The sequence below is a fragment of the Streptomyces sp. NPDC028298 genome (assembly GCF_055565895.1).
This window is the reverse complement of sequence record NZ_JBVHTL010000010.1, coordinates 388-23206: the sequence shown is the minus strand read 5'-3', so window position 1 is coordinate 23206 and position 22819 is coordinate 388. Positions and strand designations below refer to the sequence as shown.

At 72.2% G+C, this 22819-nt stretch carries 17 protein-coding genes; 13 read left to right on the top strand and 4 right to left on the bottom strand.

The window, feature by feature from the left end:
- Positions 1–13 precede the first annotated feature (13 nt).
- The 5 genes from ACZ4TO_RS34810 to ACZ4TO_RS34790 all read left to right on the top strand — a co-directional run bounded on the left by ACZ4TO_RS34810 (position 14) and on the right by ACZ4TO_RS34790 (position 7094).
- On the top strand, positions 14–307 hold the full coding sequence (locus ACZ4TO_RS34810; protein WP_355989084.1) for a DUF503 domain-containing protein: 294 nt from the start codon (positions 14–16) through the stop codon (positions 305–307).
- A 43-nt stretch (positions 308–350) separates the two neighbouring features.
- Positions 351–806, top strand: coding sequence for a 30S ribosome-binding factor RbfA (rbfA, locus tag ACZ4TO_RS34805; RefSeq protein ID WP_382790527.1), 456 nt, complete (start codon positions 351–353; stop codon positions 804–806).
- Complete coding sequence (truB, locus tag ACZ4TO_RS34800; RefSeq protein WP_382790524.1) at positions 803–1708, top strand: tRNA pseudouridine(55) synthase TruB; 906 nt, start codon at positions 803–805, stop codon at positions 1706–1708. The genes rbfA and truB overlap by 4 nt, the downstream gene beginning before the upstream one ends.
- A 318-nt stretch (positions 1709–2026) precedes the next feature.
- Positions 2027–5959, top strand: a complete 3933-nt coding sequence (locus tag ACZ4TO_RS34795; protein WP_468026293.1) for a serine protease — start codon at positions 2027–2029, stop codon at positions 5957–5959.
- Positions 5960–6140: 181 nt separating this feature from the next.
- A complete protein-coding gene (locus tag ACZ4TO_RS34790; protein WP_382790518.1) occupies positions 6141–7094 on the top strand; it encodes a bifunctional riboflavin kinase/FAD synthetase in 954 nt (317 codons plus the stop codon).
- 135 nt (positions 7095–7229) lie between these two features.
- On the opposite strand, the gene ACZ4TO_RS34785 is transcribed toward ACZ4TO_RS34790, so the two are convergent.
- Both ACZ4TO_RS34785 and ACZ4TO_RS34780 read right to left on the bottom strand, forming a co-directional pair.
- Positions 7230–11156, bottom strand: coding sequence for an SCO5717 family growth-regulating ATPase (locus tag ACZ4TO_RS34785; protein ID WP_468026292.1), 3927 nt, complete (start codon positions 11154–11156; stop codon positions 7230–7232).
- Positions 11157–11689: 533 nt separating this feature from the next.
- Positions 11690–11986: a DUF397 domain-containing protein gene (locus ACZ4TO_RS34780; RefSeq protein ID WP_382790512.1), complete on the bottom strand. Its 297-nt coding sequence runs from the start codon at positions 11984–11986 to the stop codon at positions 11690–11692.
- A 264-nt stretch (positions 11987–12250) separates the two neighbouring features.
- On the opposite strand from ACZ4TO_RS34780, the gene rpsO reads away from it, so the two are divergent.
- From rpsO to ACZ4TO_RS34755, 5 genes are all read left to right on the top strand, one after another.
- Positions 12251–12538, top strand: coding sequence for a 30S ribosomal protein S15 (gene rpsO / locus ACZ4TO_RS34775; RefSeq protein ID WP_037741887.1), 288 nt, complete (start codon positions 12251–12253; stop codon positions 12536–12538).
- A 362-nt stretch (positions 12539–12900) separates the two neighbouring features.
- Positions 12901–15117, top strand: coding sequence for a polyribonucleotide nucleotidyltransferase (locus tag ACZ4TO_RS34770; protein ID WP_382790509.1), 2217 nt, complete (start codon positions 12901–12903; stop codon positions 15115–15117).
- A complete protein-coding gene (locus tag ACZ4TO_RS34765; protein WP_382790506.1) occupies positions 15114–16493 on the top strand; it encodes a M16 family metallopeptidase in 1380 nt (459 codons plus the stop codon). The genes ACZ4TO_RS34770 and ACZ4TO_RS34765 overlap by 4 nt, the downstream gene beginning before the upstream one ends.
- Before the next feature lie 26 nt (positions 16494–16519).
- Entirely contained in the window at positions 16520–17272 is a 753-nt protein-coding gene (gene dapB / locus ACZ4TO_RS34760; RefSeq protein WP_382790502.1) for a 4-hydroxy-tetrahydrodipicolinate reductase, read from the top strand.
- 31 nt (positions 17273–17303) lie between these two features.
- Positions 17304–17756, top strand: coding sequence for a tetratricopeptide repeat protein (locus ACZ4TO_RS34755; protein WP_382790499.1), 453 nt, complete (start codon positions 17304–17306; stop codon positions 17754–17756).
- Positions 17757–17839: 83 nt separating this feature from the next.
- On the opposite strand, the gene ACZ4TO_RS34750 is transcribed toward ACZ4TO_RS34755, so the two are convergent.
- Complete coding sequence (locus ACZ4TO_RS34750) at positions 17840–18397, bottom strand: hypothetical protein (protein ID WP_382790496.1); 558 nt, start codon at positions 18395–18397, stop codon at positions 17840–17842.
- Between the two features lie 90 nt (positions 18398–18487).
- Positions 18488–18727: a hypothetical protein gene (locus ACZ4TO_RS34745; RefSeq protein WP_382790494.1), complete on the bottom strand. Its 240-nt coding sequence runs from the start codon at positions 18725–18727 to the stop codon at positions 18488–18490.
- A 293-nt stretch (positions 18728–19020) separates the two neighbouring features.
- On the opposite strand from ACZ4TO_RS34745, the gene thyX reads away from it, so the two are divergent.
- The 3 genes from thyX (at position 19021) to ACZ4TO_RS34730 (ending at position 22691) form a co-directional block, all read left to right on the top strand.
- Positions 19021–19761 carry an FAD-dependent thymidylate synthase gene (gene thyX / locus ACZ4TO_RS34740; RefSeq protein WP_382790490.1) on the top strand — a complete coding sequence of 247 codons (741 nt, stop codon included), beginning with the start codon at positions 19021–19023 and terminating at the stop codon, positions 19759–19761.
- 211 nt (positions 19762–19972) lie between these two features.
- Positions 19973–20872 carry a 4-hydroxy-tetrahydrodipicolinate synthase gene (dapA, locus tag ACZ4TO_RS34735; RefSeq protein ID WP_355767956.1) on the top strand — a complete coding sequence of 300 codons (900 nt, stop codon included), beginning with the start codon at positions 19973–19975 and terminating at the stop codon, positions 20870–20872.
- Positions 20873–21005: 133 nt separating this feature from the next.
- Complete coding sequence (locus ACZ4TO_RS34730) at positions 21006–22691, top strand: ribonuclease J (protein WP_382790487.1); 1686 nt, start codon at positions 21006–21008, stop codon at positions 22689–22691.
- Positions 22692–22819 lie beyond the last annotated feature (128 nt).

Sequence of the window (22819 nt, the reverse complement as noted above, 5' to 3'; positions counted from 1 at the left end):
CATCCGGTTACACATGTATGTGGGGACGCTGTCCTTCGATCTGCTCCTCGGCGACGTTCACTCGCTCAAGGAGAAACGCTCTCTCGTCCGGCCGATCGTCGCCGAACTCCAGCGGAAGTACGCGGTGAGTGCCGCCGAGACGGGCAACCAGGACCTTCACCGCAGGGCGGAGATCGGCCTGGCGGTGGTCTCCGGGGACACCACGCACCTGGCCGACGTACTGGACCGGTGCGAGCGGCTGGTAGCGGCCCGACCGGAGGTGGAACTGCTGTCGGTACGACGCAGACTCCACAGCGACGAAGACTGACGAAGACCGACGCAACACGCAAGGCGAAGAAGGAGACGGACCAGTGGCCGACAACGCGCGGGCGAAGAGGCTGGCGGACCTCATCCGAGAGGTGGTGGCCCAGAAGCTGCAGCGCGGGATCAAGGACCCGCGGCTCGGCACTCACGTCACCATCACGGACACCCGGGTCACCGGGGACCTCCGGGAGGCCACCGTCTTCTACACGGTGTACGGGGACGACGAGGCGCGCGCCGAGGCGGCCGCGGGCCTGGAGAGCGCCAAGGGCGTGCTCCGCTCGGCCGTCGGCGCGGCGGCGGGCGTGAAGTTCACGCCGACGCTGACGTTCGTCGCGGACGCCCTGCCGGACACCGCCAAGACCATCGAGGACCTGCTCGACAAGGCACGGGCCTCGGACGCGAAGGTGCGCGAGGTCTCGGCCGGCGCGGCCTTCGCGGGCGACGCGGACCCGTACAAGAAGCCGGGCGAGGACGACGAGGACGAGGACGACTCGGCTCGATGACGCAGCAGACCAAAACGCCCGACGGGCTTGTCATCGTCGACAAGCCGTCGGGCTTCACCTCGCACGACGTGGTCGCCAAGATGCGCGGGATCGCCAGAACCCGCCGGGTCGGCCACGCGGGCACCCTCGACCCCATGGCGACGGGCGTTCTCGTCCTCGGCGTCGAGAAGGCCACCAAGCTCCTCGGACACCTCGCGCTGACCGAGAAGGAGTACCTCGGCACGATCCGGCTCGGCCAGAACACGCTGACCGACGACGCCGAGGGCGACATCACCTCCTCGACGGACGCCTCCGCCGTGAAGCGCGACGCGATCGACGCCGGGGTGGCCAAGCTGACCGGCGCCATCATGCAGGTGCCGTCCAAGGTCAGCGCCATCAAGATCGACGGCGTGCGCTCGTACAAGCGGGCGCGCGAGGGCGAGGACTTCGAGATCCCGGCCCGCCCGGTGACCATCTCGTCGTTCACGGTGTACGACATCCGTGACGCGGTCGCCGAGGACGGCACCCCGGTGCTCGACCTCGTCGTCTCCGTCGTCTGCTCCTCCGGGACGTACATCCGGGCGATCGCCCGCGACCTCGGCGCGGACCTGGGCGTCGGCGGTCACCTCACCGCCCTGCGCCGCACCCGCGTCGGCCCGTACAAGCTGGACTCCGCGCGCACGCTCGACCAGCTCCAGGAGGAGCTGACGGTGATGCCGATCGCGGAGGCGGCCGCGGCCGCGTTCCCGCGCTGGGACGTCGACGCCAAGCGGGCCCGGCTGCTGCTCAACGGCGTCCGGCTGGAGATGCCCGACGAGTACGCCGGCAACGGCACCGTGGCGGTCTTCGATCCCGAGGGCGCGTTCGTCGCGCTGGTCGAGGAACAGAAGGGCAAGGCCAAGAGCCTGGCCGTCTTCGCCTGAGGACCGCCCGCCCGCGTCGGACGCGCGGCCGGGCGGACCGCCGGTCGCGCGCGACACGGCGGACCTGCCGGTCGCGAGACCGGGCGGACAGGGCGCCCGTGGAGCGGCGGTCACGGGGTCTCGTGCCCGCCGCTCGACGGTCCCCCCTCGGTTCCCCCACCCAAGGGTGTATCCATCCGACCTGCCGTATTCACCCCATCGGGCGGGCGCTCGGAGTGAACCAGGGGAGTAGAGGGGGGCGCGTTCGCCTCACGATCTGTCCCATTGATCACCTCACCCCTACCGTCGTGAGCAGGAGCGCGGCGGGGAGGTTCGAGTATGGCGGGGCGAGGCCCGCGGACGGGGTACGAAGAGGCGGCGGACGGCACCGTTCAGCCGGGGGACGACGCCCTCGTACGCGTCCACGACCTGGCCGGCCGGCCACGCGGCACGGGATTCGCGGCCGATCACGACGGCACGGTGATCACCAGCCACGACGCCGTCGACGGCCTGGACCGGCTCGTCCTGCACGCCCCCGGCGGCCACACGTGTGTGCTGGGCGCCGACGCCGTCACTCCACTGCCCGACCTGGGACTGGCCCTCGTACGCACCCGAGGTCTCGGCCTCCTCCCGCTCCCCGTCACCGTGCGGGACCGCGTCGCGACCGGCACCTACGTCAGGCTCGCCGCGGGCGGCTGGCGCGAGGCACGCGTGCTGGGCTCCTCCGCCGTGCCGCCCCCGGCCGGCGGCCGGGCCCGTCTTCCTCACGAAGCACTGGAGTTGGCGATCGGCACGGCGGGCGCGGACGCGCTCAGGCCGGGCGGCGGGGCGGCCGGGGGGCCGGTCCTGGACGCCCGCACCGGCGCCGTCGTCGCGGTCGTCCGCACCGCCCCCCGCGCCGCCGGCCCGGACGGCACCGCGCCCGGGGACACCCCGCCGGGCCGCCGGGCGCCGGGATCCGCCGTCCCCCTGCGGCGCGGCGCGGGGCCGCTCGCCGAGCTGCTGGCCCGCAACGCGGCCACCGTGCCCGCCTACGGCGCCGATCTGAACCTCGCGGCCGCGCTGGAGCTCACCGCGACCTCGGTGGGCTCGGACGGACCCCGCCCACCGGTGCCGTCCGGATCCCCGGGCCCGCACCCGGGGATCGTCGAACGGGCCGATGTCGTCGGGGAGTTCGCGTCCTTCGAGCGCGGCCCGGCCCTCGTCCTCGGCCTCGTCGGCCCGCCCGGCAGCGGCCGTACGACGGAACTGGCCGCCCTCGCCGCCCGCCGCCTGCGGGGTCCCGAGCCGGCTCCCACCCTCTGGCTGCGCGGCGCCGACCTCCGCGCCGACGACACCTCCGTGGCCGACGCGGCGACACGCGCGCTGGAACGCGCCGGGCGGATCGTCGCCGCGTCCCGGCGCACCACCGGGGCGACCGGAGCGGCGGCCGCGCGGCGCGCCACGGCCGACCGGAGCGTCCTGCCCCCCGAGGGGTACGGCGGCGAACTGGGCGACATCGCGCCGGACCGCCTGGCCGCGCCTGCACGCGCAGCGGGCCGGCCCCTGCTGCTCCTGCTCGACGGCCCCGAGGAGATGCCCCCCGAGCTCGCCCACCGCCTCCCGGCCTGGACGGAGGCGACGACGGCCTGGCTGACGGAGACCGGCACCCGGCTCGCGGTCGCCTGCCGCGCGGAGTACTGGGAACGGGCCGGGGCGGAATTCCCCACGGCGCTGCTGCACCACCCGGCACCCCACTCGGCCGGGGAGGCGTCCGGTTTCGGAAAGGGCGCGGCGGAGGACATCGGAGGGCCGGTGTACGCGGACGCGTGGGCGCGGACGGGCGCGAGCGGGTCACCGTCGGCGGGCGGGGCCGGGGTGTCGGCGCCGGACGGGGCCAGCGTGTCGGCGCCGGACGCGGGCGGGAGGCTGCCCGCCTGTGTGCTGCTCGGTGAACTGACCGAGGCGGAGGCACGATCGGCGCGGGCGCGAGCCGGGATTCCGGAAGGCGCCCTGGCGTCGGCCGCCGCCCGCCGCCCCCTGGTGCTGCGGCTGCTCGCCGAGGTGATGGCCGCGCCCGTGGACCCGCGGTCCGAACCGCTCGACCGGGACGACGTGTTCGCCGCTCACCTCGACCTGATGTGCCTGCGCGTCGCGGTCCGCCTCGCCGCGGCCAACGGACTGCGCGGCACCGCCGTGCGCCGGCTCGCCGCCCGCGTCTCCGGCCAGGTGCACGAAGCAGCCCGGCGCTGCCTCGGCCCAGGACAGGGGCAACTGGACCGGGCCTCCTTCGAGAGCGTCTTCCCCTGGGGCCCCTCCCGGGGACACCTCACCGGCATCACCGGCTGGGCGTCCGCCGTCCTCACCGAAGGGCTCCTCGTCCCCGCGGGCGACGGCTACCGCTTCGCCCACGAGGAGCTCGCCGACTGGATCCAGGGCACCCATCTCGACCTGGACGCGGCCCTGGACAGCCTGGTCCACCGCGGCCGCCCCACCCTCGGCACCGGCCCCGGGCCGACGCGGACCACGGCACCCGGCCGCCGGGACGCCCGCCGCGCCCGGTCCGCCTCTCCCGACGCCGGGGCACCCGACGTCAGGACCCCGGCTCCCGGGACGGGCGTCCTGCCCGTCCCCCGCCACCGGATCGGCCCCGTCGTCGAGACCCTGCTCCTGCTGGCCCGTCGGCAGGCCACCGCCGAACTGACGCTCCACCTCGAAGACCTCGTCCACGCGGTCGACGACCTGCTGCCCCCGCCCGAAACCCCGGACCGGCTCACCGCCCCGACGGGCGACCCCCTGTGGTGGGCCACCCGCCTGTGCGCGACCGTCCTGCTCCGGGTGCCCGACGCCACCCCGTACATCAGCGCGCTGCGGCTGCTCACCGAACGGATCGTGGTGTGGCGGCGGCAGGGCAGAGCCGTTCCGGACGCGTTCGGCCCGGGCTTCTGGGTGGCGCTGCCCGTCCCGGACGCGGAACGCTTCGACCTGCTCAGGCGCCTGGTGGCCGCCGACCCCCGCAGGCCGCCCACCACCGAGCCCCCGTACCCGGACGAGGCCCCCGCCGCTCCGCGCCACCTCGACACGGTCTCGCGGCTCCTCGCCGCCGACCCCGTCGCCGTACACCGCCACCTCACCCGCTGGTTCGACGACGAGCGACCCCTGGCCGCGACGCCGGACGCGACCGTCGCGACCGCCGCACAGGCACTGCTGTACGCGCACCGGCGGCGCGCCCCGGACGATCTGACCGAGGCCCTGATGACCGCCTCCCACCCACGCGGCGACGAACTGCTGGCCGTGCTGGCCGAGGAGGAACCGTCGGCCGTGTGCCGGGCGGTCGAGCGGTGGGCCCAGGACGAACGGCCCGGGCGCCGGGCGGCGGCCGTCGCCCACGGGCTGCGCGCGGCGCCCTTCGCGGCCCGCCCGGCCGACCGCGAACCACTGCGTCACGCGGCGCTCGCCCTGCTCGCCCGTCCCGCCGACCGGGCCCTGCACGGCGGGGCGCTCGGCATCCTCGTACAGGATCCGCTCGCGCGGGCCCGGTGCCTGCCGCAGGCCCTGGAGCGCTTCGCGGCCGGTGACCCACGGCTGCCGGCGAGCGCTCTGGCCGCCGCGCTCGGCACCGACCCGGAGCCCGTCCTCGCCGCGTTCCGCGACCGGCTGCGCCGGCTCGGCCCCGACACGGCCGAGCTGCTGCGCGCCCTCGCCGACGCCACCACCCCCGCGCTGGCCCGCCCGGTCGCCGCGCTGGTGCGGGAGACGGTGGAGCTGTGCCCGGGAGTCGCCGCGTACCTGGCCGCCCACGTGGACCGCCGCATCGACCACGGAAGCGCCGCTCAAGGCGCACTGTTCCCCCTGGTCAGCGGACTGCTGGAGACGTGTGGCGGCACGGTGCGCAGCGCGCTCGCCCAGGTCCTGGCGACGCCCGGAGAGCCGGAGCGGGGAGACCGGGCGGCGGCCCCGCTGCGACGCGAACTGCTCGATCTGCTGCTGGCGCACGAGCGCGATCCGGTCGTCCTCGACACCGTGCTGAGAGCCGCCGCCGACGGCCTCGACCGCAGGGGGGAGACCCCCACCCGCGAGCTGGTGCACCGCGTCGGCCTCCTCCTCGTCCGCACCCCGGCGGGAGCCGGCGCCTTCGACCGGGGCCTGGCCGATCTGGCCCGGCGCGTCCCCGGCTTCGCCGCCCTGCTCGCCCGCTGGGTGACCGACACCCCCGAGGAAGGGGCCGTCCTCCTGAGCCCCGGCACCCGCCACCTGATCGAGGACCTGGCCGGGGCGAGGGCTCCCGCCTGACCCACGCCCGCACCGCGACGCCCGCGGCGACGAGCACCCCGACGCACTCGGCACCGCACACCGCGGCGCTGAGCGATCGGTCACAGCCTGATGCCGATGCAAGCCGAGAGCGCACGGCATGGCACCCTTAGAGCTGCGAATAAGGCAATCACGGACACGGGTTCGACAAGGAGCGGTCACAGTGCAGCGCTGGCGTGGCTTGGAGGACATCCCCGAGGACTGGGGGCGCAGCGTCGTCACCATCGGTTCCTACGACGGGGTGCACCGCGGACACCAGGTCATCATCCGGCATGCAGTGGACCGTGCCCGCGAGCTGGGCGTCCCGTCCGTCGTGGTCACCTTCGACCCGCACCCCAGCGAGGTCGTCCGCCCGGGCAGCCACCCCCCGCTGCTCGCCCCGCACCACCGCCGTGCCGAACTGATGGCCGAACTGGGCGTCGACGCCCTGCTCATCCTTCCGTTCACCACCGAGTTCTCGAAGCTGTCGCCCGCCGACTTCGTGGTCAAGGTGCTGGTCGACAAGCTGCACGCGAAGGCGGTCGTCGAGGGCCCCAACTTCCGCTTCGGCCACAAGGCCGCGGGCAACGTCGACTTCCTGCGTGAGCAGGGGGAGACCTACGACTTCGAGGTCGAGGTCGTCGACCTGTTCGTGTCCGGCGAGGCGGGCGGCGGCGAGCCGTTCTCCTCGACCCTCACGCGGCGTCTCGTCGCCGAGGGCGATGTCGAGGGCGCGCGCGAGATCCTCGGCCGGCCGCACCGCGTCGAGGGCGTCGTCGTCCGCGGCGCCCAGCGCGGCCGCGAACTCGGCTTCCCCACGGCGAACGTCGAGACCCTGCCGCACACCGCGATCCCGGCCGACGGCGTGTACGCCGGCTGGCTGCACGCCCAGGGCGAGGCCATGCCCGCCGCGATCTCGGTGGGCACGAACCCGCAGTTCGACGGCACCGAGCGCACGGTGGAGGCGTACGCCATCGACCGCGTCGGCCTCGACCTCTACGGTCTGCACGTCGCCGTCGACTTCCTCGCGTTCGTCCGCGGCCAGGCCAGGTTCGACTCCATCGAGGCCCTGCTGGTGGCCATCGGCGACGACGTGAAGCGCTCGCGCGAACTGATCGAGGCGTACGACGGGGAGTAGCGCCCGGACAGAGCACGACAGAGCACGGACACAGCCCGGGCAGTGCCCGGACGTGTGAAGGCCCGCACCGTTCAGGACGGTGCGGGCCTTCACACGTACCGGCTCCCCGGCGGTGTCCGCCGGGGAGCCGGGCCGCTACTGCTGCGGGGGCGCCGGCGGCGGCGGGTTCTGCCCCTGGTTCGGCTGGTAGGGCTGACCAGGCTGGTACGGCTGCCCCGGCTGGTACTGCTGACCGGGCTGGGGCGGCTGCGGCTGCGGGTGGCCCTGTCCCGGCGCCTGCGGATAGGGCTGACCGGGCTGCGGCGGATAGGGCTGTCCCGGCTGTCCGTACGGCCCTTGCTGCTGCGGCTGCTGGGGCTGCTGGGGCTGCGGCGGCTGCTGCGGGGCCTGACCAGGCGCGGGTTGTCCCGGAACCTGCTGCCCCGGAACCTGCTGTCCAGGAACGTACTGCCCGGGAACGTACTGACCCGGCATCGGCGGTGCGGCCACCGGCGGCGGGTTGCCGTCGTTGGTCCACAGACCGTGCGACTGCTGGTGCCGCGCGAAGTCCTCGGCCACCATCGCGGAGAGGTTGAAGTACGCCTCGCGCACCTTGGGCCGCATCATGTCGAGGTCGACCTCGGCACCCGCGGCCAGGTGCTCGTCGAACGGCACGGTCACGACACCGCGGCAGCGCGTCTCGAAGTGGCTGACGATGTCGTCCACCTTGATCATCTTGCCGGTCTCGCGCACTCCGGAGATGACCGTGATGGACCGCGAGACGAGATCCGCGTACCCGTGCGCCGACAGCCAGTCCAGCGTCGTACTGGCGCTGCTCGCCCCGTCCACCGAGGGCGTCGAGATGATGATGAGCTGGTCGGCCAGATCGAGCACCCCGCGCATGGCGCTGTACAGCAGACCCGTGCCGGAGTCGGTCAGGATGATCGGGTACTGCTTGCCGAGGACGTCGATCGCGCGCCGGTAGTCCTCGTCGTTGAAGGCCGTGGACACGGCCGGGTCGACGTCGTTGGCGATGATCTCCAGCCCGGAGGGCGCCTGCGAGGTGAACCGCCGGATGTCCATGTACGAGTTGATGTACGGGATCGCCTGCACGAGGTCACGGATGGTGGCCCCGGTCTCGCGGCGCACCCGGCGGCCGAGCGTGCCGGCGTCCGGGTTGGCGTCGATGGCGAGGATCTTGTCCTGACGCTCGGTGGCGAGCGTGGAGCCGAGCGCGGTGGTCGTGGTCGTCTTGCCCACACCGCCCTTGAGACTGATGACGGCGATCCGGTAGCAGGAGAGCACCGGGGTCCGGATCAGCTCCAACTTCCGCTGCCGCTCGGCCTCTTCCTTCTTGCCGCCCAGCTTGAACCGCGACTGCGCGGCGGCCGGACGGCCGCTCTTGACCTTCTGCCGCTTGTTGTTGAGCAGCCGGTCGGAGGACAGCTCCACCGCCGCGGTGTAACCGAGCGGCGCCGCACCGGGGTTGGTCGGCTGCCGCTGGTCGTGCCGCACCGGCTGCGGCCAGGCCGTACCGGTCCGCGGGTCCACGGGGGCGGCCGGGGCGGCGGGCTGCTGCTGCCCGGCCGGCGGACCCGGCTGGTACGGGGGCTGCTGCTGAGCCGGTGCCGGGTGGGCCGGGGCGGCCTGCGGCTGCGCGAGGTCGTAACCGGGCTGCGGGGCGGGCGAGTCGGACGCCGGCTGCGGGAAGCCGTAGCCGGGCTGAGGGGCCGGAGCAGGGGTGGGCGCCGGGGCCTGCGGCGGCGCGGCGTCCGGCGCGGGCTGCGGGAACCCGTAGCCGGGGGCCTGCGGGGCGGCGGGGTGGGCGGCCTGCTGGTCCTGGGGTGCGGTGCCCGGCTGCGGGAAGCCGTAGCCCGGCCCGGGGGCCGGCTGTGCCGGGGCCTGGGACTGCGGGAAGCCGTAGCCGGGCTGAGGAGCGGGAGCAGGGGCGGGTGCCGGGGCCTGCTGCGGTACGGGGTCCGGCGCGGGCTGGGCGGCCGGGGCGGGCTGCGGGAAGCCGTAGCCGGGTGCTGCCTGCGGGGCGGCGGGGTGGGCCGCTTGCTGGTCCTGGGGTGCGGTGCCGGGCTGGGGGAATCCGTAGCCCGGGGCCGGGGCCGGGGCGGGCGGGGTCGCGGGAGCGGGGGCCGGAGCGGGCACGCCCGGGTGCGGGAAGCCGTAGCTGCCCTGCGGGGCGGACGCCGGGTCCGGGGCGCCGGACTGCGGGAACCCGTAACTCCCCTGCTGCGGCGCGGCAGGAGCGGGCGCCTCCGCGGGCTGGGCCTGCGGGGGAACCGGTACGTGCTGCGGCGCCGGGGGCTGGAAGGGCTGACCGGGTGCGGGAGCAGGCGCCGGCGCGGGTGCCTGGAAGGGCTGACCGGGAGCTGGTGCTTGTGGGGCCGGGGGCTGGAAGGGCTGACCGGGAGCCGGTGCCTGTGCGGCCGGTGCCTGGAAGGGCTGGCCCGGAGCCGGAGCCACGGGTGCCTGCTGCGGGATCGGCGCCTGGTGCGGCACCTGGCCCTGCGGGGCCGGCGCGGGTTCCGTCGTGGCGGGCCACTGCGGAGCCGGAGCGGGGGCGGCGGGCTGGTAGGAGGGCGGCAGCGGCGGCAGCCCACCCTGCGGCAGCGGCGGCGGAGCCCAGGCCGGAGGCGCGTCCTGGACACCCTCGGGCTCCTGCGGCCGGACCACGGGCACCGCGTCCTGGGGCTCGCCGTCCTGGGGCACCGAGTCCTGCGGCTCACCGTCCTGGCGTGAGACGTCCTGGAGCTCGTACTCGGCGTCGTCGTGCGCACCCGAGTCGGTGACGCCGTCCGTACCGGCGTCTGTACCGGTGTCCGTGCGGACCGCGCCGTCGGTCTCGGCCGGGACCCCGGTGGACTCGGAGCCGGAGGGAACGGCGACGGCGTCGGCCGGGGCGGACCGGTCGGCCACCGGCACGTCGGAAACGCCGCGCTGGGACTGGGAGGCCGCCTCGAGCGACTGGTAGGCGAGCACGGGATCGATGGCGGGCGCGGGGGAGGAGGCGGGCTCGGGCGCGGCCACGGGCCGGTCGGGAGCCACCTGCTCGGACGGGGCGGCGTCCTCCGGCCGGACCAGGGCCAGGGCTGCGGGCGGGCCCGCGGCCTCGGCCGCGTCCTCGCCGGACACCGTGCCCTCGTCGCCCCGGTCGTCGCCTTCGTCGGAGGTGGAGGTGGAGGCGGTTTCGGCCTCGGCCTCCGCCTCGGCCTCCGCCTCGGCCTCCGCCTCGGCCTCCGCCTCGGCCTCCGCCTCGGCCTCCGCCTCGGCCTCCGCCTCGGCCTCCGCCTCGGCCGGGCCCTCGGCCTGAGCGTCCGTGTCGCCGGACTCGGCGACGACCGCGTCCTCGGCGGCCGCCCGTTCCGCGATCTCCCGCTGCAGCGCGACAGCGGAGAACCGCATGGTCGCGCCGCTCTCGAGGTCCCCGCTCGCGGAGTCCTGCGCGTCGGACGCGGGGCCGGGAACGGAGGCCACCGGAGCGGCAGCCGTCCACGGTGCCTGGAACCCGCCCGCGGGCAGGTTCGGCAGAGCGGTCGGGCCACCGACTTCCGCGACCGGAGTCGGTGCCGATTCCGGCGCGGGCGCTTGAGGCTGTACGGCATGGGGCAGTGCGACGGGCGGCCGGACGTCCTCGGGACCGGCGTCGGGCCCACCCCCGGGACCGGCGACGGGCGCCGAGCCGGTCACCGAAGCAGCCGACGGAGCAGCCACCGGACCGTCGTCGTCGGCCGTCGAGCCCTCCGCGGCGTCCGAGGCAGCCGAGTCACCCGAAGGCGCGGCGTCCTTCGCACCCGGCGACTCCTGCCGCTCCCCGGTGTCCGTCACGCCCTCGGCCTCCTTCGGGCCGTCGGACTCCTCCGAGCCCTCCGAGCCCACCGGACCGTCCGAGTCCCCCGAGTCGCCTGTGCCGCCCGAATCCCCGGAACCGGCCGAGGCGTTCTGCGTGTACCAGGCGGGCGGCGCGTAGTCGATGGTGAACTCGCCCGTCGTCTCGACGGCGGACTCGGCGTCGGACTGGTCATCGCCGGGCGTGGCCCAGCCCCCGCGGATCCCGCCCCGATCGCTGTTCACAATTCCTCCTGGTGTGGCCGAGCACCCGCAAGCCGTGCCGGGTCGACCGTCTGCTTGTCGTCCGTTGACGTTCACGGACGACCGAGGCCGCCCGAAGTCCGTACGAGACCGCCCGGATTGACCGGCCCCCCGGATAACGCGAGCCCCCCGTGCACGGGTTCAGGCGTCGCGCCCGGTCCCAGCCTAATCACCATGACTGTTCGCGGGGCAGGCCCGTCCACCGCACCGCGGAAGCCCGTTACGGCACACCCTGCCCAGAAGTGGCCCACGCACGCTCACCATTGACCCCGAAAGCGGACAAACGACGGCACCGGAAGGACACTTGCGGCACGGCGGGACGACGGCCGGGCGCGCGGCACGGACGGACACGGACGGACAACGAAAGGTCAGGCACGCGGCACGGACGGACGACGGTCAGGTACGCGCCACGGACGGACGACGGTCAGGCACGCGGCGCGGACGGACGACGGCCGGGCAGACGAAAGGGCCGCCGCGGAAGACTCTCCGCACCGGCCCCGGTTCCCCACGCCCCGCTACTCCGCCGGCAGTCCCCCCGCGCGCGGGGCCGGCTCCAGATCGAACTCGCCGTCGCGTGCGCCCAGCACGAAGGCCCGCCACTCCGCCTCCGTGTACCGCAGGACCGTCCCCGGGTCGAGCGAGGACCGCATGGCCACCGCGCCCCCGGGCAGGTGGGCGATCTCGACCCGCTCCTCGTGCTGCTCGGTGCCCGGCGCGCTCTGCCATTCGGCGCCCGAGATGTCGAGTGCGTAGAGCTCGTCCTTCTCCCGCTCCTTGCGCGCCCTGACGTCGTTCTCCGCTTCCTCGGCCATGTTCCGCCGGCCCCTTCCCCACGTATGAATGACCTCTGCCGTCACCCTAGTGGCCTGGTCCGCGCCGTCCGGGGAGGTTCGCGGACCCGGACAGACGTATCCGCCCCGGCTGGTACCCTGTGTAACGGCCGTTTGTGTACGCACCCCCGGAGCGCTGCTCTGGAGGCCGCGCCCAGCGGATCCCCGCCTCCCGAGTTACGGAAGCTCCCCTGAGAAGTGGACCAGGGGCACTCGGTGGCACACATGAGACTACGAGGAGTACGCGTGTCGCTCGACGCCGCTACGAAGAAGCAGATCATCAGCGAGTTCGGTCAGAAGGAGGGCGACACCGGCTCCCCCGAGGTCCAGGTCGCCATGCTCTCGCGCCGCATCTCGGACCTGACCGAGCACCTCAAGACGCACAAGCACGACCACCACTCCCGTCGTGGTCTGCTGATCCTGGTCGGTCAGCGTCGCCGCCTTCTCCAGTACCTGGCCAAGAAGGACATCCAGCGCTTCCGTGCGCTGGTCGACCGCCTGGGCATCCGCCGCGGTGCGGCGGGCGCCAAGTAAGACGCCGTGAAGGGAGCGGTTCCCACCTCTTGGGGACCGCTCCTTTTGCTGTATGTGCTGCCGAGGGAGCTCTCTACGTGCGGAGTGTCACCGACGCTTTGTAGTGTGGTAGCACAACGCAATACGCAGGAAACAGCACGGACGAACACAGCGTGACGACGCCGTACCCGCCGGGTAGGGCATCTCACGACAACGAACGAGGAGAAGCGCGCCTCATCGCCGCCGGTCCTCGGTAGTGGCCCCCGGGCGTCAGAGCCCCGGGTGCTTCGATCGAAGACCGGCCCGCACGAGAAGGAGCGCTTCTCCGCCACCGTCCCCCTGCCACACGGGCAGGACGGGACGAAGACGAGGAGAAAACGCTAGTGGAGAACGAGACCCACTACGCCGAGGCCGTTATCGACAACGGTTCCTTCGGCACCCGCACCATCCGCTTCGAGACGGGCCGCCTGGCCAAGCAGGCCGCCGGCTCCGCCGTCGCGTACCTGGACGACGACACCATGGTGCTGTCGGCCACCAGCGCTTCCAAGAAGCCCAAGGACCAGCTCGACTTCTTCCCCCTGACGGTCGACGTCGAGGAGCGGATGTACGCCGCGGGCAAGATCCCCGGCAGCTTCTTCCGCCGTGAGGGCCGCCCCTCCGAGGACGCCGTCCTCACCTGTCGTCTCATCGACCGTCCGCTGCGTCCGTCCTTCAAGAAGGGCCTTCGCAACGAGATCCAGGTCGTCGCCACGATCATGGCGCTCAACCCCGACCACCTGTACGACGTCGTGGCGATCAACGCCGCCTCCGCGTCCACGCAGCTCGCGGGTCTCCCCTTCTCCGGCCCGGTCGGCGGCGTCCGCGTCGCGCTGATCAACGGCCAGTGGGTCGCGTTCCCGACGCACACCGAGCTCGAGGACGCCGTCTTCGACATGGTCGTCGCCGGTCGCGTCCTGGAGGACGGCGACGTCGCGATCATGATGGTCGAGGCCGAGGCCACCGAGAAGACCATCCAGCTCGTCCAGGGTGGCGCCGAGGCGCCGACCGAGGAGGTCGTGGCCGCCGGTCTCGACGCCGCGAAGCCCTTCATCAAGGTCCTGTGCAAGGCGCAGTCGGACCTCGCCGCGAAGGCCGCCAAGCCGACCGCCGAGTTCCCGATCTTCCTCGACTACCAGGACGACGTCCTGGAGGCCCTCACCGCCGCGGTCAAGAGCGAGCTCGCCCAGGCGCTCACCATCGCCGGCAAGCAGGACCGCGAGGCCGAGCTGGACCGCGTCAAGGAGATCGCCGCCGAGAAGCTGCTCCCGCAGTTCGAGGGTCGCGAGAAGGAGATCTCCGCCGCCTACCGCGCGCTGACCAAGAAGCTCGTCCGCGAGCGCGTCATCAAGGACAAGGTCCGCATCGACGGCCGCGGCGTCACGGACATCCGTACGCTGGCCGCCGAGGTCGAGGCCATCCCGCGCGTGCACGGCTCGGCGCTGTTCGAGCGTGGCGAGACCCAGATCCTGGGCGTCACCACCCTCAACATGCTCCGCATGGAGCAGCAGCTGGACACCCTCTCCCCGGTGACCCGCAAGCGCTACATGCACAACTACAACTTCCCGCCGTACTCCGTCGGTGAGACCGGCCGCGTCGGCTCCCCGAAGCGTCGCGAGATCGGCCACGGCGCGCTCGCCGAGCGCGCGATCGTGCCGGTCCTGCCGACCCGCGAGGAGTTCCCCTACGCGATCCGTCAGGTGTCCGAGGCCCTCGGCTCCAACGGCTCGACGTCCATGGGCTCGGTCTGCGCCTCCACGATGTCGCTGCTCAACGCCGGTGTGCCGCTGAAGGCCGCCGTCGCGGGCATCGCCATGGGTCTCATCTCCCAGGAGATCGACGGCCAGACGCACTACGTCGCCCTCACCGACATCCTCGGTGCGGAGGACGCCTTCGGCGACATGGACTTCAAGGTCGCCGGCACCAAGGAGTTCGTGACCGCCCTCCAGCTCGACACCAAGCTGGACGGCATCCCCGCCTCCGTCCTGGCCGCGGCCCTCAAGCAGGCCCGCGACGCCCGCCTCCACATCCTCGACGTGATGATGGAAGCGATCGACACGCCGGACGAGATGTCCCCGAACGCCCCGCGGATCATCACGGTCAAGATCCCCGTGGACAAGATCGGTGAGGTCATCGGCCCCAAGGGCAAGATGATCAACCAGATCCAGGAGGACACCGGCGCCGAGATCACGATCGAGGACGACGGCACCATCTACATCGGTGCCGCCGACGGCCCGGCCGCCGAGGCCGCCCGCGCCACGATCAACGGCATCGCCAACCCGACCATGCCGGAGGTCGGCGAGCGCTACCTGGGCACCGTCGTGAAGACGACGACCTTCGGCGCGTTCGTGTCGCTGCTCCCGGGCAAGGACGGTCTGCTGCACATCTCGCAGATCCGCAAGCTCGCCGGCGGCAAGCGCGTGGAGAACGTCGAGGACGTCCTCGGTGTGGGCCAGAAGGTCCAGGTCGAGATCGCCGAGATCGACTCGCGCGGCAAGCTCTCCCTCATCCCCGTGGTCGAGGGCGAAGGCGACGACGACAAGAAGGACGACACCGACCAGTGACGTCGAGTAGCTCCACGACGACGGCCCGCACCTCTTCGGAGGCGCGGGCCGTCGCCCGTACCCAAACCCTCATCAAGGGCGCGAACGGCATCGGCACGGTCCGCAAGACCACCCTGCCCGGCGGGCTGCGCATCGTCACCGAGACGCTCCCCTCCGTGCGCTCCGCCACGTTCGGCATCTGGGCGCACGTGGGCTCCCGCGACGAGACGCCGTCCCTGAACGGCGCCACGCACTACCTGGAGCACCTGCTCTTCAAGGGCACCAGCCGCAGGTCCGCCCTGGACATCTCCTCGGCGATCGACGCGGTCGGCGGCGAGATGAACGCGTTCACGGCCAAGGAGTACACGTGCTACTACGCACGCGTGCTCGACACCGACCTGCCGCTGGCCATCGACGTCGTCTGCGACATGCTGACCGGCTCGCTCATCCTCGAGGACGACGTCAACGTCGAACGCGGCGCCATCCTCGAAGAGATCGCGATGACCGAGGACGACCCGGGCGACTGCGTGCACGACCTGTTCGCGCACACCATGCTCGGCGACACCCCCCTCGGCCGCCCTGTCCTCGGCACGGTCAACACCGTCAACGCGCTCACCGCGGACCGCATCCGCCGCTTCTACAAGAAGCACTACGACCCGACGCACCTCGTCGTCGCCTGCGCGGGCAACGTCGACCACAACAAAGTCGTACGCCAGGTCCGCGCCGCCTTCGAGAAGGCCGGCGCCTTCAAGAACGCCACGGCCGCCCCCATCGCCCCGCGCGACGGCCTGCGCAGCATCCGCACCGCGGGCCGCGTCGAGCTCCTCGGCCGCAAGACCGAGCAGGCCCACGTCGTCCTCGGCATGCCGGGCCTGGCCCGCACCGACGAGCGCCGCTGGGCCCTCGGCGTCCTGAACACCGCCCTCGGCGGAGGCATGTCCTCGCGCCTGTTCCAGGAGGTCCGTGAGAAGCGCGGCCTGGCCTACAGCGTGTACTCGTACACCTCGGGCTTCGCCGACTGCGGCCTCTTCGGCGTCTACGCGGGCTGCCGCCCGAGCCAGGTCCACGACGTCCTCAAGCTGTGCCGCGACGAGCTCGACCAGGTCGCCGAGCACGGACTCTCGGACGACGAGATAGGCCGCGCCATCGGCCAGCTCCAGGGCTCCACGGTCCTCGGCCTGGAGGACACCGGCGCGCTGATGAACCGCATCGGCAAGAGTGAGCTGTGCTGGGGCGAGCAGATGTCGGTCGACGACATGCTCGCCCGGATAGCGTCGGTCACCCCCGACGAGGTCCGCGCCGTCGCCCGGGACATCCTGGGACAGCGGCCCTCGCTGGCGGTCATCGGCCCGGTCAAGGACAAGCAGGCGTCCCGGCTGCACGACGCGGTCGCGTAAATCCCGTCTCGGTAAGGAACGAAGCAATGAGCAAGCTGCGCGTGGCGGTCCTCGGTGCCAAGGGCCGGATCGGAGCCGAGGCGGTACGAGCCGTCGACGCCGCCGAGGACATGGAGCTGGTGGCCGCGCTGAGCCGTGGCGACAAGCTGGAGACGCTGGTCGAGGCCGGCACCCAGGTCGTGGTCGAACTGACCACCCCGGCCTCGGTGATGGGCAACCTCGACTTCTGCGTCCGGCACGGCATCCACGCCGTCGTCGGCACGACCGGCTGGACCGAGGAGCGCCTCGCGCAGCTCGGCACCTCGCTCGCCGCGTCCCCGGAGACGGGCGTGCTCATCGCGCCCAACTTCTCCATCGGGGCCGTCCTGACGATGAAGTTCGCCGAGGCGGCCGCGCCGTACTTCGAGTCCGTCGAGGTCGTCGAACTGCACCACCCGAACAAGGTGGACGCGCCCAGCGGCACGGCCACGCGCACCGCCCAGCTCATCGCGGCGGCCCGTGAGCGCGCGGGCAGCGCCCCGCAGCCCGACGCCACGGTCACCGCCCTGGACGGCGCCCGCGGCGCCGACGTGGACGGCGTCCCGGTGCACGCGATCCGGCTGCGCGGTCTCCTGGCCCACCAGGAGGTCCTCCTCGGCGGTGAGGGCGAGACCCTGACCATCCGCCACGACTCCCTCCACCACAGCAGCTTCATGCCGGGCATCCTGCTCGGCGCCCGCCGCGTGGTGACCACCCCGGGCCTCACCTTCGGTCTGGAACACTTCCTCGACCTCGGCTGAGCCGGGGACGTACGACAGTTAGCCGGCAGACATGCGCGCGAAGATCACCTATGCCATCACGGCCGCCGTCCTGGTCGTCTATTTCGTCCTGGTCGGCAGCCGGGGGGTGCTGCTCATCCAGAACGGCACCCTGATCACCGTCACCTTCGGTGTCGCGGTGCTCATCCTGCCGGTCATCGGCATCTGGTTCCTCTGGCAGAACACCCAGTTCGTCCGGAAGGCCAACCGGCTCGCCTCGGTGCTCGACGCCGAGGGCGGACTGCCCGTCGACGAACTGCGGCGCACCGAGAACGGCCGCATCGACCGCGACTCGGCCGACGAGGTCTTCGCCCGCCGCAAGGCCGAGACCGAGGACGCCCCGGACGACTGGCGGAGCTGGTTCCGCCTCGCAGTCGCCTACCACGACGCCCGCGACACCCCGCGCGCCCGCAAGGCCATGCAACGGGCCATCGCCCTCCACGAGGGCCGGACCCTGGAAGCCTGACCAGGTCGTCCTCGTACGGCGAAGGGGCCGGCCCGCACCCCGTGCGGACCGGCCCCTTCGCCGTGACGTTTCTCCCCGGCGCCTCAGGCCCGGCGGTACTCGTCGGCCCACACCTCGACGACGTCCGCCGCCCGGTCGAAGGCTTCGGTACGCGCCAGGAAGTCGGCGTTGTGCGTGGTCATGAGCGGCGGCACGTCCCCCGGCTCCCGGTCCGTGCTCACCAGCGTCAGAGCCTGGCCCTGGACGGTGCGGGGCAGCCCCATCCAGCGCACCGGCTGCTGCACCGTGCGCACCGCCAGGACCTGCTTCCAGGGGGTCGTCCGCGTGACGAAGAAGCCCACCCGGCGCAGCCCCCGGGCGCTGACCCACACGCCCATGCGCAGCAGGCGCAGCGCGCACAGGATGACGACCGCCGCGGCGGCCATGCAGGCCGCGGCACCGGGCAGCGTCCCGGCGACGGCGATGATCACGGCCGCGACGAGCACGTACGAGGCGAGCAGCAGGACGAGCGCGGCCGCGCCCACCCGCCAGGGGCCGGGCCGGTAGGGGCGCCTCCAGCGGTCGCGGTCGTCGAAGGGAAGCGCGACATCCTCCGCCGCCTCGTCAAAGGCGCGGTCCGCCGTCAGAAAGGCCAGGGGCACGTTCGATCCTCACTCGATCCACACAAGGGCAGTGCCCGGTGAGGTTATCGAGCCGGCTGCCGGCTCACCACCCTTGGGGGTCCGGAAGAGTCAGCGGCCGTCCGACGCCACGGAGTGCTGCGTCTGCGCGGGTGACGGATCCTGCGACAGGGCGGGCATTCCGAATATCAGGGATCCGGCTATCCCGGCGGCCAGGGTGAGGCCGAAGAGCCACCGGCCGGCTATCTGCCCGGCGGTGGACCGCTCACGCGGCGGCGGGGTGACGTTGCTGCGGAAGGAGTCGGCTTCGGCGGTGAAGGCGAACGGGACGGGCTCGCGCCGACTGGACATGGGCGGTGCTTCTCCTCTGGGGGGCCTGCGGGCACGGTGACGTGATCCGGGGTGTTCCGGGCGACCTGGGTGTTCCGGGCGACCGGGGCGATCCGATGGCAAGCGGCGCGAACCTCTCGAACACGCCGCTCTCACTCATACAGACGGGCGAACGTTACAAGAGGTGCCCGGAATCACCGAATTCGCAGAAGTTCGCCGATGAATGTCGCGGCCCGGCACCGAACGCCCGTTGTCGGTGCCGGGCCGTAGAGTGGTCGCCGCCCGAAGCCAGTGATGGAAGGACCCCGCTCACCGTGACCGACACCCCAGCCGACGACCTCAAGCCCAGCTTCCGCGGCGATGTCACCGTCGAGCTGATCAAGCACACGGCCTCCGACGCCGACGTGCTGTTCGCCGCCCGCGTCTCCACCGCCGGTGAGCAGTCGCTGGAGGAGCTGCAGAAGGACCCCGAGCGCTCCAAGGGCCTGATCAACTACCTGATGCGGGACCGTCACGGCAGCCCCTTCGAGCACAACTCGATGACCTTCTTCGTCAGCGCGCCGATCTTCGTCTTCCGCGAGTTCATGCGGCACCGCGTGGGCTGGTCGTACAACGAGGAGTCCGGTCGCTACAGGGAGCTGGAGCCCGTCTTCTACGTCCCCGCCGAGGACCGCAAGCTGGTCCAGCAGGGCCGCCCCGGCAAGTACGAGTTCGTCGAGGGCACCCCCGAACAGCACAGGACCGTCACCCGGGCCATGGAGGAGTCCTACCGGCAGTCCTACGCCGCGTACCAGGAGATGCTGAAGGCCGGTGTCGCCCGCGAGGTCGCCCGCGCCACCCTTCCGGTCGGACTCTTCTCCTCGATGTACGCCACCTGCAACGCCCGTTCGCTGATGCACTTCCTCGGCCTGCGCACCCAGCACGAGCTCGCGAAGGTGCCGTCGTTCCCGCAGCGGGAGATCGAGATGGTCGCCGAGAAGATGGAGGCGGAGTGGTCCCGGCTCATGCCTCTCACGCACGCGGCCTACAACGCCAACGGGCGCGTGGCGCCGTAACGCGCCACCGCGCACCGGTCCGGCACAGATGTACGGTTCAGCCGAGCGAAGTGTCCGTATTGCGGCATTTCGCGAAGTTCATCTAGCCTGATCAAACGGACCCGGCACTGCTTGAACCCCCGAGCAGGCAGTGCCGGGTTCCACCTTTGTCATGCTTTGTCGTGGCCCCCGAGGGCAGACCACGCGGTGAGCAGCGAGTAGCGTATTACCCATGGCTCCGACCTCCACTCCGCAGACCCCCTTCGGGCGGGTCCTCACCGCCATGGTCACGCCCTTCACGGCGGACGGCGGACTCGACCTCGACGGCGCTCAGCGGCTCGCGACCCACCTGGTGGACGCAGGCAACGACGGCCTGATCATCAACGGCACCACCGGTGAGTCCCCGACCACCAGCAACGCGGAGAAATCGGAGCTCGTACGAGCCGTGCTGGAGGCGGTGGGCGACCGCGCCCACATCGTCGCCGGCGTCGGCACGAACGACACCCGCCACAGCATCGAGCTCGCCCGCGACGCCGAGAAGGCCGGCGCGCACGGCCTGCTGACCGTGACGCCGTACTACAACAAGCCCCCGCAAGAGGGTCTGTACCGTCACTTCTCGGCCATCGCCGACGCGACCGAACTGCCGGTCATGCTCTACGACATCCCCGGCCGCAGCGGCGTACCGATCAACACCGAAACCCTGGTGCGGCTCGCCGAACACCCGCGTATCGTCGCCAACAAGGACGCCAAGGGAGACCTCGGCCGCGCAAGCTGGGCGATCGCCCGCTCCGGCCTCGCGTGGTACTCGGGCGACGACATGCTGAACCTGCCGCTGCTCTCCGTCGGCGCGGTGGGCTTCGTCTCCGTCGTCGGTCACGTCGTCACCCCGGACCTGCGCGCGATGCTCGACGCCTACCTCTCCGGGGACGTCCAGAAGGCCACCGAGATCCACCAGAAGCTGCTCCCCGTCTTCACCGGCATGTTCCGCACCCAGGGCGTCATGACGACCAAGGCCGCGCTCGCCCTCCAGGGCCTGCCCGCCGGTCCGCTCCGCGCCCCGATGGTCGAACTGTCGCCCGAGGAGACCAGCCAGCTCAAGATCGATCTTGGCGCCGGCGGGGTAGAGCTCTAACCACAGACTTCACAACTGAATACGTATGAACGCAGGCCATGAGCCTGCACCCCACACACAACAGCTACTGCACGAACGTCACGCGCGCCACGTGCCTTGCCAGGTACGTGGCGCGCGTGGTGAGGAGAGTCTTTTGAGTCATCCGCATCCTGAACTCGGCGCACCGCCGGCCCTCCCGAAGGGCGGCCTGCGCGTCACCCCGCTCGGCGGCCTCGGCGAGATCGGCCGGAACATGACGGTCTTCGAATACGGAGGCCGTCTGCTGATCGTCGACTGCGGAGTGCTCTTCCCCGAGGAGGAGCAGCCCGGAATCGACCTGATCCTGCCGGACTTCACGTCCATCCGGGACCGCCTCGACGACATCGAGGGCATCGTGCTCACGCACGGCCACGAGGACCACATCGGTGGCGTGCCCTTCCTGCTCCGCGAGAAGCCGGACATCCCGCTGATCGGCTCCAAGCTGACCCTCGCGCTCATCGAGGCGAAGCTCCAGGAGCACCGCATCCGGCCCTACACGCTCGAAGTGGCCGAGGGCCACCGCGAGCGCATCGGCCCCTTCGACTGCGAGTTCGTCGCGGTCAACCACTCCATCCCCGACGCCCTCGCGGTCGCCATCCGCACCCCCGCGGGCATGGTCGTCCACACCGGCGACTTCAAGATGGACCAGCTCCCGCTGGACGGCCGGCTCACCGACCTGCACGCGTTCGCCCGGCTGAGCGAGGAAGGCATCGACCTTCTCCTCTCGGACTCCACGAACGCCGAGGTCCCGGGCTTCGTCCCGCCCGAGCGCGACATCCAGAACGTGCTGCGCCAGGTCTTCGCGAACGCCGGCAAGCGCATCATCGTGGCCAGCTTCGCCAGCCATGTGCACCGCATCCAGCAGATCCTCGACACCGCCCACGAGTACGGCCGCAGGGTCGCCTTCGTCGGCCGCTCGATGGTCCGCAACATGGGCATCGCGCGCGACCTCGGCTATCTGAAGGTCCCGCCGGGCCTGGTCGTCGACGTCAAGACGCTCGACGACCTTCCGGACCACGAGGTCGTCCTCGTCTGTACGGGATCCCAGGGCGAGCCGATGGCCGCCCTCTCCCGGATGGCGAACCGCGACCACCAGATCCGGATCGTCCAGGGCGACACGGTGATCCTCGCGTCGTCGCTGATCCCGGGCAACGAGAACGCGGTCTACCGCGTCATCAACGGCCTGACCCGCTGGGGCGCCAACGTCGTCCACAAGGGCAACGCCAAGGTGCACGTCTCGGGTCACGCCTCCGCGGGCGAGCTCCTGTACTTCTACAACATCTGCAGGCCGCGCAACCTGATGCCGGTCCACGGCGAATGGCGCCACCTGCGCGCCAACGCCGAGCTGGGCGCCCTGACCGGCGTCCCGCACGACCGGATCGTCATCGCCGAGGACGGCGTCGTCGTCGACCTGATCGAGGGCAAGGCCAAGATCGCCGGCAAGGTCCAGGCCGGGTACGTCTACGTCGACGGCCTCTCGGTCGGTGACGTCGGTGAGCCCGCGCTGAAGGACCGCAAGATCCTCGGCGACGAGGGCATCATCTCGGTCTTCGTGGTGATGGACGCCAGCACCGGCAAGCTCACGGCCGGCCCGCACGTGCAGGCACGCGGCTCCGGCATCGACGATTCCGTCTTCGCCGAGGTCATCCCGAAGATCACGGAGGTCCTGGAGCGCTCGGCCCAGGACGGTGTGGTGGAGCCCCATCAGCTCCAGCAGCTCATCCGTCGCACGCTGGGCAAGTGGGTGTCCGACACCTACCGTCGGCGCCCGATGATCCTCCCGGTCGTCGTCGAGGTCTGACGGCCGGCAAGGCCTCGACCTGGAGCGGGGGGGGTGTGTGGTGTTTGTGGGGGTGGAGTTCCATACGCTTTCGTGGGCTCCTTCGGGGGGGAGAAAAAAAACTCGTTTTTTTGGAGTGCGTCCCTCAT

Bases quoted from the DNA above. Each gene is read 5' to 3' on its own strand.
- ACZ4TO_RS34810 (WP_355989084.1), top strand. From the start codon at position 14: ATGTATGTGGGGACGCTGTCCTTCGATCTGCTCCTCGGCGACGTTCAC.
- truB (WP_382790524.1), top strand. From the start codon at position 803: ATGACGCAGCAGACCAAAACGCCCGACGGGCTTGTCATCGTCGACAAG.
- ACZ4TO_RS34795 (WP_468026293.1), top strand. From the start codon at position 2,027: ATGGCGGGGCGAGGCCCGCGGACGGGGTACGAAGAGGCGGCGGACGGC.
- ACZ4TO_RS34780 (WP_382790512.1), bottom strand. From the start codon at position 11,986: ATGGCCGAGGAAGCGGAGAACGACGTCAGGGCGCGCAAGGAGCGGGAG.
- dapB (WP_382790502.1), top strand. From the start codon at position 16,520: ATGAGCAAGCTGCGCGTGGCGGTCCTCGGTGCCAAGGGCCGGATCGGA.
- ACZ4TO_RS34755 (WP_382790499.1), top strand. From the start codon at position 17,304: ATGCGCGCGAAGATCACCTATGCCATCACGGCCGCCGTCCTGGTCGTC.
- ACZ4TO_RS34745 (WP_382790494.1), bottom strand. From the start codon at position 18,727: ATGTCCAGTCGGCGCGAGCCCGTCCCGTTCGCCTTCACCGCCGAAGCC.
- dapA (WP_355767956.1), top strand. From the start codon at position 19,973: ATGGCTCCGACCTCCACTCCGCAGACCCCCTTCGGGCGGGTCCTCACC.